Genomic DNA, 15690 nt, shown 5'->3' with positions numbered 1-15690 from the left:
GTTGCAGCTGGCGGGGAAGACGAACGAACGGAAAAAAACCTGAATTTATTTCAGAACAATTTCGCTGGAGCCATCCGGACGGGTCTTCACCTGCACCGGCAGGATGCTCGGCAGCGCCCGCAGCAGCGCGTCCGGGTCATCGGTGCTGAAGGTGCTCGACAGGCGCAGCGCGGCGGCCTTGCCGGGTGCCACATGCAACGGCTGGGCGCGGTAGCGGGAGACTTCCGCCACCACCTCGCTCAATGGCGCGTTGTCGAACACCAGCTTGCCCTGGCGCCAGGCGGTCACGGCATTGGCGTCGACTGCATAGGGCGCGGCGACCTTGCCCTGGGCGTCGATGTGCGAACCCTGCCCGGCACCGAGCAGCGCCAGCGACTCGGCCGCGCCCTGCACCCGCACCGAACCCTGCTCCACGGCCACGCGAGTGCCGTTCGGCTCTTGGCGCACATCGAAGCGGGTGCCGGTGACGGTGACTTCACCCTGTGCGGTGCTCACCACGAAAGGCCGGCCACTGTCGTGGGCAACTATGAACATCGCCTCGCCCGCCCCCAGGCGTACATGGCGTTGCCCCGAAGAGAACATCACCTGCACCTGGGTGGCACTGTTGAGTTCCAGTCGTGATCCGTCCGGCAGTTCGACCTGACGCCGCTCGCCCAGGGCCGTAGTCAACGTGTCCTGATGGTTGAGCTGCTGGTACTGCCAACCTGTCCAGCCCAGCCCTAGCGCGGCCACCGCCACACCGGCCGCCAAGGCCTGGCGCAGCAGACGGCGGCGTGGAAGCTGGCGCACCGGCTCGGGCTGGCACAGCGCTTCGAGGCGTTGTCGAGGGATGAAATCGGCGGCGCGCCACAGCTGTACCAGGCGCTGGTACTCCTCGCGATGGCGTGGGTGCTGTGCCAGCCATGCCTGCAAGGCCTGCTGCACGGCGCTGTCATGCGGCGCCTCCTGGGTCCGGGCGAACCAGCTGGCCGCCTGCTCGCCCACAGGGTCGGGCGCGTGCTGTCTGATCAATGGGGTCTCCTGACTCATCTGGCCGACACATCCAGGTGCTCACGCAGATGTCGGAGCGTGCGGATCATATACTTTTCGACCATGTTCTTGGTCAAACCCATGCGCTCGGCGATCTCGGCCTGGGTCAGGCCCTCGAGCTTCTGCCAGATGAACACCCGCCGGCAGTTGAGCGGCAGCTCGGCCAGCGCCCGCTCGACGCTGTCGGCCAGTTCCAGGGCATGCACGTAGGCCTCCGGGTCGGAACCATTGGCGGCGCCGTCGGCGAACGCCTCCAGTTCAAGTGCCTGGCGACGGTCCTCGCGGCGAAAGCCATCGACGGCGATGTTGCGGGCGGTCTGGTGCAGGTAGGCACGCGGCTGCTCGACCTGTTCGTTCGGGTTTTCCAGAACCCGGACAAAGGCGTCGTGGGTGAGATCCTCGGCCTGCTGACGACTGCGCAGCTTGCGCGTCCAGGTGCCGATCAGCTCATGGTAGTGGTCGAGGAAGCCTTTGTGTCCGGACACGTTCGGGGTCGTCAGGGAGGCAGATGAGGTCGCGAATAGTAATGTTTCTCATCAAGGACGGCAATCGGCCCATGCCTAAGCCGACCAAGGGTGGTTTCCGGTGTCGGTAACAAAAAATTTATGGCGATTTCGAAAAAAATGACGGGCGTCGCGCCGTGGCCATAAATATGAACACTCTCCGGAAAAACCCCGTTCACCACACAACCCCGACAAACGGTCTTCTGCCGATTCTTCGGCTCTTTCGCAGCGAAAGCCAGCCAACATGCAAAGAACCCAGCTATCAGCCGTTCGCGACCAGATCGCCACCTATTCCACAATTTTTAACGCTTGTGGCCTTTTCCGGAACATCCACGCCACGCATCGGTCGGTTATTGCAGCGGTGGGGCATCGATACACGACGAACACCCCGGACCTGCCTGTTGATCTTGCGGTTTTCACGTCCTAAAGTGCGCGCCGAACGTCCATGCTGGAAACGATCCATCCGGCTCAAGTACTGACGACGAGACAGCAAGGTCACCCGCCGCCCTTTCCCGGCACGGTTGACCTTTTTGCTTTCGGCGACATGCCTTGGGAAGTAGGCGAACCAAAGTGGGGATACGGAGGACGTTCAGTTTGCTGCCACTTATCTTTTCAGTTTGCCCATGGAGCCCTTGAGCATGTCGATCCAGGTCGAAGACTACTTTGCGCGTGACACCTTCCAGAAGATGAAGGCGTTCGCCGACAAGCAGGAAACCCCTTTCGTACTCATCGATACCCAGATGATCAGCCAGGCCTATGACGACCTGCGCGCCGGTTTCGAGTTCGCCAAGGTCTACTACGCGGTCAAGGCCAACCCGGCGGTCGAGATCATCGACCTGCTCAAGGAGAAAGGCTCGAGCTTCGACATCGCCTCGATCTACGAGCTGGACAAGGTGCTGGGCCGTGGCGTCAGCCCCGACCGCATCAGCTACGGCAACACCATCAAGAAGTCCAAGGACATCCGCTACTTCTTCGAGAAAGGCGTGCGCCTGTACGCCACCGACTCCGAAGCCGACCTGCGCAACATCGCCAAGGCCGCGCCGGGCTCGAAAGTCTACGTGCGTATCCTCACCGAAGGCTCCACCACCGCCGACTGGCCGCTGTCGCGCAAATTCGGCTGCCAGACCGACATGGCCATGGACCTGCTGATCCTCGCCCGCGACCTGGGCCTGGTGCCCTATGGCATCTCCTTCCACGTAGGCTCCCAGCAGCGCGACATCAGCGTGTGGGACGCGGCCATCGCCAAGGTCAAGGTGATCTTCGAGCGCCTGAAGGAAGAAGACGGCATCGAGCTGAAGCTGATCAACATGGGCGGCGGCTTCCCGGCCAACTACATCACCCGCACCAACAGCCTCGAGACCTACGCCGAGGAGATCATCCGCTTCCTCAAGGAAGACTTCGGCGACGACCTGCCGGAAATCATCCTCGAGCCTGGCCGCTCGCTGATCGCCAACGCCGGCATCCTGGTCAGTGAAGTGGTGCTGGTGGCGCGCAAGTCGCGCACCGCGGTCGAGCGCTGGATCTACACCGACGTGGGCAAGTTCTCCGGCCTGATCGAAACCATGGACGAGGCGATCAAGTTCCCGATCTGGACCGAGAAGAAAGGCGAGACCGAGGAAGTGGTGATCGCCGGCCCGACCTGCGACAGCGCCGACATCATGTACGAGAACTACAAGTACGGCCTGCCGCTGAACCTGGCGATTGGCGACCGCCTGTACTGGCTATCCACCGGTGCCTACACCACCAGCTACAGCGCGGTGGAGTTCAACGGCTTCCCGCCGCTGAAAGCCTACTACCTGTAATACACAACGGGGCCGCAAGGCCCCGTTTTCAATTCTATCGCGGGGCGAGGCCGCTCCCACGCCCGTGGTGAATACCCGTGGGAGCGGGTTTGACTCGCGATATGACCGGAACAGACATACTCAAGTAGCGCGCTGTTCGATCTCCTCGGCATAGCGCGCCGCATGGGCCATCAGCGCCGGCCCCGCCCCCTGCAACGTCACCAGCGCACTGCGCAGGAAATTCAGGTTGCCCTCGACCCTGGCTCGCTCCAGCCAAGGCCCGGCCTCCCCGATTTCCCCGCGCTCGACCAGCACCAGCGCCAGGCTGAACATCCCGCGAAAATCCCCGGCCTCGGCCGAACGCCGATACCAGCGCACCGCCCGGGCAGGACTCGGCGCGGTGGCAATCCCCTGCTCCAGGTAGCGCCCATACAGGTTCATCGACTTGGCATGCCCCAGCTGCGCGGCCTTCTCGTAGCACATCAACGCCTGGGCCTGGTCGGCCGGCACCCCGCGCCCGGTGGCCAGGAGGTTGGCCAGGTTGTACATGCCCCAGTCCAGGCCGGCGTCGGCCGCACGGGCATAGTGAATGGCCGCCTGTGCGAGATCCGCCTCGCCACCCCAGCCGTGCTCCAGGCACCGGCCAAGCATGTTGTGGGCCATGGCGCTGCCGCCCTGGGCGGCGATGGCGAACCAACGACGGGCCACGCTGGCATCCTCTTCGATACCGCGCCCATCGAGCAGGATCTGCCCGAGCAACGACTGCGCCTCGACCACTCCCTGCCCCGCCGCTGCCAGGATCGCCTGGGCGGCCTGGCCCGGGCTGTGTTCGAGCATCGCCTGCAACCCGGCCACATCCACCACATCCTCACGTCGCAACTGATAGGACACGGCTCAGACCTCGGCCCAGCGGCGCAGCAGGTTGTGATAGGTGCCGGTCAGTTGCAGCAGCGACGGATGCCCGGGCACATCGGCGGTAAGCTGGCGAACCGCGTTGTCCATCTCGAACAGCAGGGTGCGCTGGCTGTCCTCGCGCACCAGGCTCTGGGTCCAGAAGAACGCCGCATAGCGCGCCCCGCGAGTGACCGGATTGACCTTGTGCAGGCTGGTGCCGGGATACAGCACCATGTCGCCCGCGGCCAGCTTGACCTCGCGCACGCCATAGGTGTCCTGGATCACCAGTTCGCCACCGTCGTAGCTGTCCGGGTCGCTGAGGAACAGCGTCGAGGACAGGTCGGTGCGCACCCGCTCCGGGCTGCCCTTGGGCTGGCGCAGGGCGTTGTCGATGTGGAAATCGAAATTGCCCCCTTCGCGGTAACAGTTGATCAGCGGCGGGAACACCTTGTGCGGCAGCGCCGCCGACATGAACAACGGGTTGCGCCACAGCCGCTCGATCAGTGCGCCACCGATCTCCTTGGCCAGCGCATGGCCCTCGGGCAACTGCAGGTTGTGCTTGGCCTTGGCCGACTGGTACCCCGCGGTGATCTTGCCATCGGCCCAGTCGGCCTGCTCCAGGGCCTCGCGGATGCGCGAGATCTCGTCGGCGTCGAACAGCCCGGGAATATGAAGCAGCATGCGGCGGCACCAGGTATGACTGAAAGGGACGCCAATGATATTGATTCCCTTTTACCTACCACAAGCCCCTTTCTCCATCGCACGACGGATGAGACCGTAAAAACCGTAAGGCAAAATTGTAAAGAATGTAAATTTATGGCGAATGTAAACGCTTCTCAATTGTTCGTTACAATCACTTACATTATGCTCCGCGGCCTTCATACCTTGGGGAAGGTCTACAACAATGCGTCACGTGCCATCTGCTGTGAGTTCACCACGTCTGCTCGCCTCCGCCATCGGCATGGCGATCACCGCCACCTCGGCCTATGCCGCCGACCCGGCCGCCAATAACGCCATCACCCTCGACGCCACCAGCGTCAATGGCAAGGCCGAACAGGCAAGCACCGAGTACAAGGTCGACAAGGCCTCGTCGCAGAAGTACACCGCGCCGCTGGTGGACACCCCACGGTCGGTCACCGTGATCCCACAGCAGGTGATCAAGGACACCAACGCCATGTCCCTGCAGGATGCCCTGCGCACCGTGCCGGGGATCACCTTCGGTGCCGGTGAAGGCGGCAACCCGCAAGGCGACCGCCCCTTCATCCGTGGCTTCGATGCTCAGGGCGACACCTACCTGGACGGCGTGCGCGACACCGGTGCCCAGACCCGGGAAATCTTCGCGGTGGAATCGGTGGAAGTGGCCAAGGGCCCGAACTCGGCGATCGGTGGCCGTGGCGCCGCGGGCGGCACCATCAACCTGGTGAGCAAGCGCGCGCACCTGGGCAACTCGCTGGACGGCGCCTGGACCTGGGGCAGCGACCAGACCCAACGCTACACCTTCGACGGCAACTACCAGTTCAGCGACAGCGTTGCCGGGCGCCTGAACCTGATGACCCACGAAAGCAACGTCGCCGGCCGCGACAAGGTCAACTACGACCGCTGGGGCATCGCCCCCTCGCTGGCCTTCGGCCTGGGTACGCCGACCCGCGTCAACCTCGACTACTACCACCTCGAAAGCGACGACCTGCCGGACTCCGGCATCCCCTACAGCGTGCCGCGCGCAGGCAGCACCGCACGGACTTCGGCGCATCCGGACAAACCGGTCGACGGTGGTGACAGCGACAACTTCTACGGTCTGACCGGACGCGACTTCCGCAAGACCCGTGTCGATATCGCGACCTTCGCCATCGAGCACGACCTGTCCGACACGCTGACCATCAAGAACACCCTGCGCCACGGCAACAGCATGCAGGACTACGTGCTGACCCAGCCTGACGACAGCGCCGGCAACGTCAACAACAACGGCGTCTGGCGTCGCGCCAACACCCGTGTGGGCAACACCGCCACCACCACCAACCAGACCGACCTGTTCGGCGAGTTCTACCTGGGCGGCCTGAAGAACAGCTTCTCCACCGGCGTCGAGTTCACCAAGGAAGAGTCCGACCGCCAGAGCTACACCGTCACCCCCAACAGCAAGCTCACCTGTACCGGCCCAGGCAGTGGCGGCAGCTGCACCTCGCTGGACAACCCGAACCCGGACGACAACTGGGTCGGCACCGTCGCGCGCAACTACGCCGGCACCAGGACCAGCAGCAAGACCCGCGCGCTCTACGTGTTCGACACCCTGGAGCTGACCCCGCAGTGGCTGCTGAACATGGGCCTGCGCTATGACCACTTCGACACCGACTACCGTGGCTACAACGCCGACGGCAGCACCACGGTGAGCAGCAAGGGCGTACCCGCCAAAGGCTCGGACACCAGCGAGTTCGTCACCGGCCAGCTGGGCCTGGTGTGGAAACCGGCGGACAACGGCAGCATCTACGTGTCCTACGCCACCTCCGCCACGCCGCCTGGCGCCATGCTCGGCGAGGGTACCGAAGGCAACCCGCTGGGCAACACCACCGACCGTTCCGGCAACCTGCTGGGCAGTGACATGGAGCCGGAAGAGACCACCAACTACGAGCTCGGCACCAAGTGGGACCTGCTCGACCAGCGCCTGTCCCTGGCCGCCGCGCTGTTCCGCACCGAGAAGGAAAATGCCCGGGTCCAGGTCAACACCAACACCTACGAGAACGTCGGTGAAACCCGTGTGCAAGGCATCGAGCTGTCGGCCAGCGGCAAACTGACCGACAAGTGGCAGGTGTTCGCTGGCTACACCTACATGCAGGCCCGCCAGATCGACGGCGGCCCACTGGGCAAGGCGAACGACGGCAACCAGTTGCCCAACACGCCGAACAACAGCGCCAGCCTGTGGACCACCTACCAGCTGACGCCGAAGCTGACCGTCGGTGGCGGCGCCTTCTATGTCGATGACGTCTACGGCAGCGTGGCCAACACCACCATGGTCGACAGCTACGTACGCTACGACGCCATGGCCGCCTACAAGCTGACCAAGAACATCGACCTGCAGCTGAACGTGCAGAACCTCACCAACGAGGTCTACTACGACAAGGCGTACTCCACCCACTTCGCCAACCAGGCGGCGGGGCGCACGGCGTTGCTGACCACCAGCGTGCACTTCTAAACAGCCGCACCCCGGGCCCCGTTCATTCGCTTGAACGGGGCTTTTGCGTATCAAGGCATAATGCACGCCGCGCAGTTCCTGGCGGCAATACAAGGTGATCGATGTGGTGAAGAAGACGCTGTTCCAATTGCACTGGTTCTTTGGCATCACCGCCGGCCTGGTGCTGGCGCTGATGGGCGTGACCGGCGCGATCTGGTCGTTCCAGGAAGAACTGCTGCGCGCATTCAACGCCGAGGTACTCAAGGTCGAGGTACGCCAGGAAGGTGTGCTGCCACCGGCCGAGCTGGTCCGCCGGGTCGAGGCCGCGCAAGGCGACAAGGTCTCCATGCTCTGGGTCGACACCCGCGAGGGCAACGCCGCGCGAATCTTCTTCACCCCCGCCCCCGGCGAGCGCCGTGGCGCGCTACGCTATGCCGACCCGTACACCGGCGAGCTCAAGGGTGACGTCGCCGGCCTGGGCTTCTTCAACCTCATGCTCAACCTGCACCGGTTCCTGGCCATGGGCGACACAGGCCGGCAGATCACCGGCGCCTGCACCCTGATGCTTATATTCTTCTGCCTGTCCGGGCTGTACCTGCGCTGGCCGCGCAAGGCTCTGAACTGGCGGACCTGGCTGACGTTGGACTGGGCGAAGAAAGGCCGTGCCTTCAACTGGGACCTGCACGCGGTGTTCGGCACCTGGTGCCTGCTGTTCTACCTGCTGTTCGCCCTGACCGGGCTGTTCTGGTCCTACGAGTGGTACCGCGAAGGCCTGAACCGGCTGCTGGCCGACCAGCCCGCAGCCGGCGAGCAGAAGCGTGGCGAAGGCCGCGGCGGTCGCCATGGCCCGCCCAAGGTGGACAAGAACGCCCCGCCTCTTGTTGTCGATTACGATGCCATCTGGACCAACCTCAAGGCCGCCGCAGGCCCCGGCCTGTCCACCTACAACCTGCGCCTGCCACCGGCCGGCGGGCAACCGGCGACCCTGTTCTACCTGCTGCAGGGCGCCGACCACGAGCGCGCCCTCAACACCCTCACCCTCGACCCGGCCAGCGGCCAGGTCAAGCGTCACGAGCGCTATACCGACAAGTCGTTCAAGGCCCAGTTGCTGCAGAGCGTCTACGCCCTGCACGTGGGCAGCTACTTCGGCCTGCCGGGGCGGATCATCGTCACCCTCGCCAGCCTGACCATGCCGCTGTTCTTCGTCACCGGCTGGCTGCTGTACCTCGACCGTCGGCGCAAGAAGCGCCAGGTCCGCGCCACACGTGGCGCGGTGGCCCCGCAGTCGAATGACGGCGACCGCTGGCTGATCGGTTTCGCCAGCCAGAGCGGCTTCGCCGAACAGCTGGCCTGGCAGAGCGCCGGCCAACTGCAAGCCGCCGGCTTGCCGGTGCAGGTACGCCCGCTGGCCGAACTGGGCGAGACCGAATTGCGCCAGGCCAACCGCGCGCTGTTCGTGGTCAGCACCTTCGGCGACGGCGAGGCCCCGGACAGCGCCCGTGGCTTCGAGCGCAAGGTTCTGGGCCAAGCCTGGCCGCTGGAGCACCTGGACTACGCCCTGCTGGCCTTGGGCGACCGCCAGTACCCGCACTTCTGCGGCTTCGCCCGCCGGCTCCAGGCCTGGCTCGGCGAACGTGGCGCCAGCTGCGCCTTCAGCCCGGTGGAGGTGGACAACGCCGACCCCGTCGCCCTGCAGTTGTGGCAACAGGAACTGACGCAACTGACCGGCGCCCGCCCGGTTGCCGCCTGGCAGCCGCCAAGCTTCGGCAACTGGCGCCTGTCGCGCCGCGAACAGCTCAACCCCGGCAGCCAGGGGGCGCCGGTGTACCTGCTGGGCCTGCAGGCAGAAGCGCCCGCAACCTGGGAAGCCGGTGACCTGATCGAGATCCTGCCGCGCAACGGCCAGCCCCGCGTCGATGCCTTCCTGGCCGGCCTGGGCCTCGATCCACGCAGCTCGGTGCAGCTCGATGGCCTGCAGGAAACCTTGGCGCAGGGCCTGGCCAGCCGCCAGTTGCCGGTCAGCCGCGAACACCTGATCGGCCTGCATGCCCAGGCACTGGTCGATGCCCTGATCCCGCTGACTGCCCGTGAATACTCGATTGCTTCCATCGCCAGCGATGGCGTGCTGGAGCTGATCGTGCGCCAGGAGCGCCACGCCGATGGCAACCTGGGCCTGGGCTCCGGCTGGCTGACCGAATACCTGCCGCTGGAAGGCAGCGTCAGCGCACGCCTGCGTCGCAATAGCGGTTTCCATTTGCCCGCCGAGTCGGCGCCCTTGGTAATGATCGGCAATGGCACCGGCCTGGCCGGTCTGCGCAGCCTGCTCAAGGCCCGTATTGCCGAGGGCGAACAACGCAACTGGCTACTGTTCGGTGAACGCAACCGGGCACACGACCTGCTTTGCGGCGAGGAGCTGCAGGGCTGGGTGGAAAGCGGCGACCTGCAACGGCTGGACCTGGCGTTTTCGCGGGACCAGGCGGAAAAGATCTATGTGCAGGACGTGCTGTTGCAGCAGGCCGCCGAGTTCAAGCGCTGGGTCGAGGATGGCGCTTGCGTGTATGTCTGCGGCAGCCTGCAAGGTATGGCGGCCGGGGTGGACGCAGCGTTGCAGGGGATGCTGGGCGAGGCTGTCGTGCAGCAGTTGATCGAGGACGGCCGGTATCGGCGAGATGTGTACTGAAGCCTGAAAGCATCGCGGGGCAAGCCCGCTCCCACAGAATCGTGGGAGCGGCGGTGCGCCGATGCGACTTGCCCCGCGATTGGCCCTCAATGCAGATCGAAGGTATCGGCATCCAGGTTCGCCGGGAACCGCGCCCGGTACGCCGCCAATTCCGCCGCCCGCAGCACCACGGTGAACACGCCGTCGGCCTCGCCCGCGCTCAGCAGGCTCTCGCCCTGGAAGTCCAGCACCTGGCTGTCGCCGGAATAGGCGAAGCCCTTGCCATCGGTGCCCACCCGGTTAACCGCCGCGACGAAGCACAGGTTCTCGATGCCCCGCGCCGGCAGCAGGCGGTTCCAGTGCAGGCGCCGCGCCGCAGGCCAGTTGGCAGTGTACAGCAGCAGGTCGGTGTCCTGGGCATCGCGGCTCCACACCGGGAAGCGCAGGTCGTAGCAGATCAGCGGGCGGATCCGCCAACCCTTGAGCTCGAACTGCACCTGGCGCTCGCCCGGGGTGTAGTGCTTGTGCTCTCCAGCCATGCGGAACAGGTGGCGCTTGTCGTAGTGCAGGATCTCACCGTCGGGCCGCGCCCACAGCAGGCGGTTGCGGTGGCTGCCGTCGGCGGCCTGGATGATCACGCTGCCGGTGATCACCGCGTTGGCTTTCTTCGCCTGGGCCTTGAGCCACTTGTAGGTCGGGCCGTTCTCAGGCTCCGCCAGGCTTTCGGACTCCATCGAGAAGCCGGTGGTGAACATTTCCGGCAGGACCACCAGGTCCACCTCGCCGGCCTGGCCGATCAGCTCCTCGAAGTGCGCGTAGTTGGCCTCGCGGTCGTGCCAGGCCAGGGTGGTCTGCACCAGGGCGATTTTCAGGTTCGGCAGTTGGCTCAGATCGCGCATAGTTTCTCCGCTGCCTGGCGCAGCGTCTCCTCGCGTTTGGCAAAGCACAGGCGCACCAGGCGTTGCTCGGGGATGGGTTGCTGGTAGAACACCGACACCGGGATGCTGGCCACGCCATGCTCACGGGTCAGCCACAGGGCCATGTCGACATCGTTCAGGTCGGGCCGAATCTGCGAATAGTCCACCAGTTGGAAATAGGTGCCCGGCGTGCGGGTGAAGGTGAAACGCGAGGCCTGCAGCAGGTCGCAGAACAGGTCCCGCTTGGCCTGGTAGAAGGCCGGCAGCTCGTCGATATGCTCAGGGTGCTCGGCCATGAAGTCGGCCAGCGCGCACTGCAACGGCGTCACGCCACAGAAATTGACGTACTGGTGCACCTTGCGCAGTTCCGCGCTCAATGCCGGCGGGGCGACCACATAGCCGGTCTTCCAGCCGGTGACGTGGTAGGTCTTGCCGAACGAGCTGACCACGAACGCCCGCGAATAGAGCTGCGGGTGGGCCAGCACGCTGGCATGGCGCACGCCGTCGTAGATCAGGTGTTCGTAGACCTCGTCGCTGACCAGGTAGATATCGCGGTCGCCGATCAGCCTGGCCAACTGGTCCAGGTCGTCACGGCTGATCAGCGCACCGCTGGGGTTGTGCGGCGAGTTGAGGATGACCATGCGCGTGCGCGGGCTCAGGGCATCGCTGAAACGCTGCCAGTCGATGCTGAAACTGCCGTCGGCCAGCGGCACATGCACGCAGCGCCCGCCGGCCAGTTCCACGGAGGGCTCGTAGCTATCGTAGCTGGGGTCGAAGACGATCACCTCGTCGCCGGCATGGATGACCGCCTGGATGGCGCAGAAGATCGCCTCGGTGGCACCCGGGGTGATGGTCACCTCCTGGTCGGCATCGACATTCGCGCCGTACAACCGGGCGATTTTCGCCGCCACCTGCTGGCGCAGTGCCGGCAGGCCGGTCATGGGCGAATACTGGTTGTGCCCGGCGGCCACATGGCGACCGACGGCATCGAGCAAGGCCTGGGGACCGTTGAAATCAGGGAAGCCCTGGGAGAGGTTGAGCGCACCGGTCTGCATGGCCAGTTGCGACATGGTGGTGAAGATGGTCGTGCCGACGTTCGGCAGTTTGCTGCGGATCATGGAGCCCTCTTTCCTGGGGTTTGTCCGGCACGGGGTTGGGTCCGAGCATAGCGGATCAAGCAGTCAGGAAAAAGGTTGAAACAATAGGGGGATTGCGGTGGGTCAACCGTTGCAACCCAACAGCAGAATGAAGCGTGGGAGCGGGCTTGCCCCGCGATGAGGTCAGATCAGGCAGTCAATTGACCTGAACAATCTCATCGCGGGGCAAGCCCGCTCCCACGAGGCCCCTCCCAACGAGGGTTCTGCAAGCGTTGTTACTAACGCTTGTCGCGGCGCTTCTTCTCGGCCTTCTTGTGGTGCGACATCAGGCGGCGCTTCTTGTTGACCTGGCGATCGGTGAGGGTGTTTTTCTTGCCCTCGAACGGGTTGTCACCGCCCTTGTACTCGATGCGGATCGGCGTGCCGACCAGCTTGAGCACCCGGCGGTAGGTGTTCTCCAGGTAGCGCGAGTAGGAGTTGGGGATCTTGTCGGTCTGGTTGCCGTGGATCACGATCAGCGGCGGGTTGGCGCCACCGAGGTGGGCATAGCGCAGCTTGATGCGGCGACCGTTGACCAGCGGCGGCTGGTGCACGCTGATGGCGTCTTCGAGGATCTGCGTCAGGCGGCTGGTCGGCCAGCGGGTGACCGCCGACTTGAACGCGGCCTGCACCGACTTGTACAAGTGGCCCACGCCGGTGCCGTGCAGCGCCGAGATGAAGTGGATGTCGGCGAAGTCGACGAAGAACAGCCGGCGTTCCAGCTCGGTCTTCACGTAGTCGCGCTCGCCCGGCTCCATACCATCCCACTTGTTCAGGGCGATGACCACGGCGCGGCCGGCGTCCAGGGCGAAGCCCAGCAGGTTGAGGTCGTGGTCGACCACGCCTTCGCGGGCGTCCATGACGAAGATCACCACGTTGGCGTCCTTGATCGCCTGCAGGGTCTTCACCACCGAGAACTTTTCGACTTCCTCGTGGATCTTGCCGCGCTTGCGCACGCCAGCGGTGTCGATGAAGGTGTACTTCTCGCCATCACGCTCGAACGGAATGTAGATACTGTCGCGGGTGGTACCTGGCTGGTCGTACACCACCACGCGCTCTTCGCCGAGCATGCGGTTGACCAGGGTCGACTTGCCCACGTTGGGGCGGCCGATGATGGCGATCTTGATGCCGTCTTTCTCGCTCGGGCCGGGGATGCGCGTGGCTTCCTCGCCTTCGGCGACATCTTCGTCGAGGGCTTCTTCCTCGGGATCACGGGGAATATGGCCGAGCAGCGATTCCATCAGGGCGTTGATACCGCGGCCCTGGGAGCCCGCCACCGGGATGGCGTTGCCCATGCCCAGCGGCGAGAACTCGGCGCGGGCGATATCGGGATCGATGTTGTCGATCTTGTTGGCGACCAGGATCGCTTCCTTGTTCCGCTTGCGCAGGTGATCGGCGATCATCTGGTCGGCGGCGGTCATGCCGGCACGGGCATCGACCAGGAACAGCACGTAGTCGGCTTCCTCGATGGCCATCAGCGACTGCTCGGCCATCTTCTCGTCCATGCCCACTTCGTCACCGGTGATACCGCCGGTGTCGATCAGGATGTAGGAACGACCCTGCCAGCTGGCATCGCCGTACTGGCGGTCACGGGTCAGGCCCGACAGGTCGCCGACGATGGCGTCGCGGGTCTTGGTCAGGCGGTTGAACATGGTGGATTTACCGACGTTCGGCCGGCCCACCAGGGCGATTACGGGAACCATGCGGCTCTCCACTCTTGAATTCTTGAAAATGCAAAGGCCGCTGCAAGGCAGCGGCCGGAGTTCGGGCGGCGCGTCATGCGCCGCGGCCTGAGCCCGCGAGCGAGCTCAAGCATAGCTTCAGCGGATGGTCAGTGCCTCGAGCTTGCCGCTGTTGCCGAAGACGTAGATGGTGTCGCCGACCACCAGGGGTCGGGCGCGCAGGCCATCGCTGTCGATACGCTCACGGCCGACGAAGCGGCCATCGACCTGGCTGAGCAGGTGCAGGTAACCCTCGAAGTCGCCCACCGCCACATAGCTGGAGAACACTTCCGGCGCCGACAGCTGACGGCGGGCCATCGAGTCGTTGCTCCACAGCGAGCTGGAAGAACGCTCGTCGACGCTCTGCACGGTACCCGACGCTTCGCTCACGTAGACGTTGCCGAAGCCCTGGGCGACACCCACGTAGCTGGAGGCATCGCGCTGCCACAGCACGCGGCCACTTTCCAGCTCCAGGCCGGCGACGCGGCCCTGGTAGGTGCCGACGTACAGGGTGCCACCGGACAGCAGCAGGCCGCCGTCGATGTCCACCACCCGGTCCAGCTCGGAACGGCCCTGCGGAATCGCCACGCGGCTCTCCCACACCGGCACGCCGTTGCTGATATCGACCGCCACCACCTTGCCGGTGGACAGGCCGGCCACGGCCAGGCGGTTGGTCACCACCGGCGCGCCGGTGCCACGCAGGGTCAGTACGGCCGGGCTGTTCTCGTAGATCCAGCGACGGTCGCCGGTGGCGGCGTCGAAGCCGACCAGACGGTCGTCCTGGGTCTGCACCACCACCACGTCGCCGTTGTTGGCCGGCGGCGCCAGCACTTCGCTACTGACGCGTGAGCGCCAGCGCTCCTCGCCGGTGCTGGAATCCAGGGCAATGACCTCGCCCTTGAGGGTACCCAGCATGACCAGGCCGTAGCCCACGCCCACGGCGCCGGATACCGGCAGCTCGAGGTCCTTCTTCCACACCACGTCGCCGGTGATGCGGTTCAGCGCGAAGACCTCGCCGTTGACGTCGGAGGCGTAGATGCGGTCGTTCTCGATGGCCGGCACCAGGGTGTTGTAGGTCTCGCCCTGGCCGTCACCGATCGAACGGCTCCACTGCTTCTTCAGCACCACTTCCTCGGTGAACTTGGTCAGCTCGGCCGGGGGCAGTTCCTTCTTGCTGTTGCTGCTGCAACCCGCCGCCAGCACGGCGAGGGTGAGCACTGCTGCTTGTTTCCAACCCTTCACTTCAGGCGTCCCCTTTGGCCAGGTCATCCAGCTTCAGTTGCAGGCCACCGATCGCGGCGTCGTCGGACAGCGCGGCCTTGGCTTTTTCGTAGGCGCTGTGCGCGTCGTCGGCGCGGCCCAGCTGTACCAGCAGGTCGCCCTTGAGCTCTTCGCGGCTGGCCAGGAAAGCCTTGTCGGTGTCGCCGTCGAGCAGCTTGAGCGCGTCCTCGGCCTTGTCCTGGGCCGCGAGCACGCGGGCCAGGCGCTGGCGCGAGATCTCGCCGAGGGTGGCGTCGGCCGGCTTGTCCAGCACGCTCTTCAGCTCGCTGGCCGCATCGTCCAGTTTGCCGCTCTCGACCGCGACCTTGGCCACGAACAGGCTGCCGTACTGGGCGTAGGCGGTGCCGCCGAACTCGCTCTTGAGCTTGCCGGACAGCTCGGCGACCTTGCTCGCGTCGGGCTTGCCGTCAGGCGTCAACGAGGTTTCCAGCAGCGCCTGGTACAGCACCGAGGCGCCCTGGGACTGGTTGGCCTTGTACTTGTGCCAGGTCTGCCAGCCCAACACCACCACGCCAGCCAGCAGGGCGCCGGTCAGCAGCGGCTTGCCGTTGCGATTCCACCAGTCCTTGGCTGCTGCCAGGCTCTCATCATCGGTACTCGACACCC

12 protein-coding genes are annotated in these 15690 nt (G+C 65.1%); 3 read left to right on the top strand and 9 right to left on the bottom strand.

Annotation, left to right across the window (positions count from 1 at the left end; genetic code table 11):
* Nucleotides 1-45: 45 nt before the first annotated feature.
* Both HU751_RS19900 and HU751_RS19895 read right to left on the bottom strand, forming a co-directional pair.
* Nucleotides 46-1008 carry a FecR family protein gene (locus tag HU751_RS19900; RefSeq protein ID WP_186733555.1) on the bottom strand — a complete coding sequence of 321 codons (963 nt, stop codon included), beginning with the start codon at nt 1006-1008 and terminating at the stop codon, nt 46-48.
* A gap of 17 nt (nt 1009-1025) precedes the next feature.
* Entirely contained in the window at nt 1026-1514 is a 489-nt protein-coding gene (locus HU751_RS19895) for a sigma-70 family RNA polymerase sigma factor (protein WP_134689971.1), read from the bottom strand.
* Nucleotides 1515-2170: 656 nt separating this feature from the next.
* On the opposite strand from HU751_RS19895, the gene HU751_RS19890 reads away from it, so the two are divergent.
* Entirely contained in the window at nt 2171-3334 is a 1164-nt protein-coding gene (locus HU751_RS19890) for a type III PLP-dependent enzyme (protein ID WP_028689608.1), read from the top strand.
* 120 nt (nt 3335-3454) lie between these two features.
* Here the strand turns inward: HU751_RS19890 and HU751_RS19885 are convergent, their stop codons facing one another.
* Both HU751_RS19885 and HU751_RS19880 read right to left on the bottom strand, forming a co-directional pair.
* Nucleotides 3455-4204 carry a tetratricopeptide repeat protein gene (locus HU751_RS19885; RefSeq protein WP_186733529.1) on the bottom strand — a complete coding sequence of 250 codons (750 nt, stop codon included), beginning with the start codon at nt 4202-4204 and terminating at the stop codon, nt 3455-3457.
* Between the two features lie 3 nt (nt 4205-4207).
* Nucleotides 4208-4888: a Fe2+-dependent dioxygenase gene (locus HU751_RS19880; RefSeq protein ID WP_186733528.1), complete on the bottom strand. Its 681-nt coding sequence runs from the start codon at nt 4886-4888 to the stop codon at nt 4208-4210.
* Nucleotides 4889-5111: 223 nt separating this feature from the next.
* On the opposite strand from HU751_RS19880, the gene HU751_RS19875 reads away from it, so the two are divergent.
* On the top strand, nt 5112-7391 hold the full coding sequence (locus HU751_RS19875) for a TonB-dependent receptor (protein ID WP_186733527.1): 2280 nt from the start codon (nt 5112-5114) through the stop codon (nt 7389-7391).
* A 103-nt stretch (nt 7392-7494) separates the two neighbouring features.
* Nucleotides 7495-10050: a PepSY domain-containing protein gene (locus HU751_RS19870; RefSeq protein WP_186733526.1), complete on the top strand. Its 2556-nt coding sequence runs from the start codon at nt 7495-7497 to the stop codon at nt 10048-10050.
* An 86-nt stretch (nt 10051-10136) separates the two neighbouring features.
* Here the strand turns inward: HU751_RS19870 and HU751_RS19865 are convergent, their stop codons facing one another.
* The 5 genes from HU751_RS19865 to HU751_RS19845 form a co-directional block, all read right to left on the bottom strand.
* Complete coding sequence (locus HU751_RS19865; RefSeq protein WP_050704052.1) at nt 10137-10928, bottom strand: amidohydrolase; 792 nt, start codon at nt 10926-10928, stop codon at nt 10137-10139.
* Entirely contained in the window at nt 10916-12064 is a 1149-nt protein-coding gene (locus HU751_RS19860; RefSeq protein WP_186733525.1) for a pyridoxal phosphate-dependent aminotransferase, read from the bottom strand. Before HU751_RS19860 ends, HU751_RS19865 begins: the two co-directional genes overlap by 13 nt.
* 257 nt (nt 12065-12321) lie before the next feature.
* Nucleotides 12322-13785, bottom strand: coding sequence for a ribosome biogenesis GTPase Der (gene der / locus HU751_RS19855; protein WP_023630727.1), 1464 nt, complete (start codon nt 13783-13785; stop codon nt 12322-12324).
* Between the two features lie 117 nt (nt 13786-13902).
* The gene (bamB, locus tag HU751_RS19850) at nt 13903-15072 is read right to left on the bottom strand and encodes an outer membrane protein assembly factor BamB (RefSeq protein WP_189656930.1); all 1170 of its coding nucleotides are present in this window, start codon (nt 15070-15072) and stop codon (nt 13903-13905) included.
* On the bottom strand, nt 15047-15688 hold the full coding sequence (locus HU751_RS19845) for a tetratricopeptide repeat protein (protein WP_186733524.1): 642 nt from the start codon (nt 15686-15688) through the stop codon (nt 15047-15049). The genes bamB and HU751_RS19845 overlap by 26 nt, the downstream gene beginning before the upstream one ends.
* Nucleotides 15689-15690 lie beyond the last annotated feature (2 nt).

Source organism: Pseudomonas peradeniyensis (genome assembly GCF_014268935.2).
GTDB lineage: Bacteria > Pseudomonadota > Gammaproteobacteria > Pseudomonadales > Pseudomonadaceae > Aquipseudomonas > Aquipseudomonas peradeniyensis.
This window is presented reverse-complemented; position numbering and strand designations above follow the sequence as displayed.

Excerpts from the sequence above, each read along its gene's own strand:
- HU751_RS19890 (WP_028689608.1), top strand. The coding sequence starts at position 2,171 with ATGTCGATCCAGGTCGAAGACTACTTTGCGCGTGACACCTTCCAGAAG.
- HU751_RS19860 (WP_186733525.1), bottom strand. The coding sequence starts at position 12,064 with ATGATCCGCAGCAAACTGCCGAACGTCGGCACGACCATCTTCACCACC.
- HU751_RS19875 (WP_186733527.1), top strand. The coding sequence starts at position 5,112 with ATGCGTCACGTGCCATCTGCTGTGAGTTCACCACGTCTGCTCGCCTCC.
- HU751_RS19865 (WP_050704052.1), bottom strand. The coding sequence starts at position 10,928 with ATGCGCGATCTGAGCCAACTGCCGAACCTGAAAATCGCCCTGGTGCAG.
- bamB (WP_189656930.1), bottom strand. The coding sequence starts at position 15,072 with ATGACCTGGCCAAAGGGGACGCCTGAAGTGAAGGGTTGGAAACAAGCA.
- der (WP_023630727.1), bottom strand. The coding sequence starts at position 13,785 with ATGGTTCCCGTAATCGCCCTGGTGGGCCGGCCGAACGTCGGTAAATCC.
- HU751_RS19880 (WP_186733528.1), bottom strand. The coding sequence starts at position 4,888 with ATGCTGCTTCATATTCCCGGGCTGTTCGACGCCGACGAGATCTCGCGC.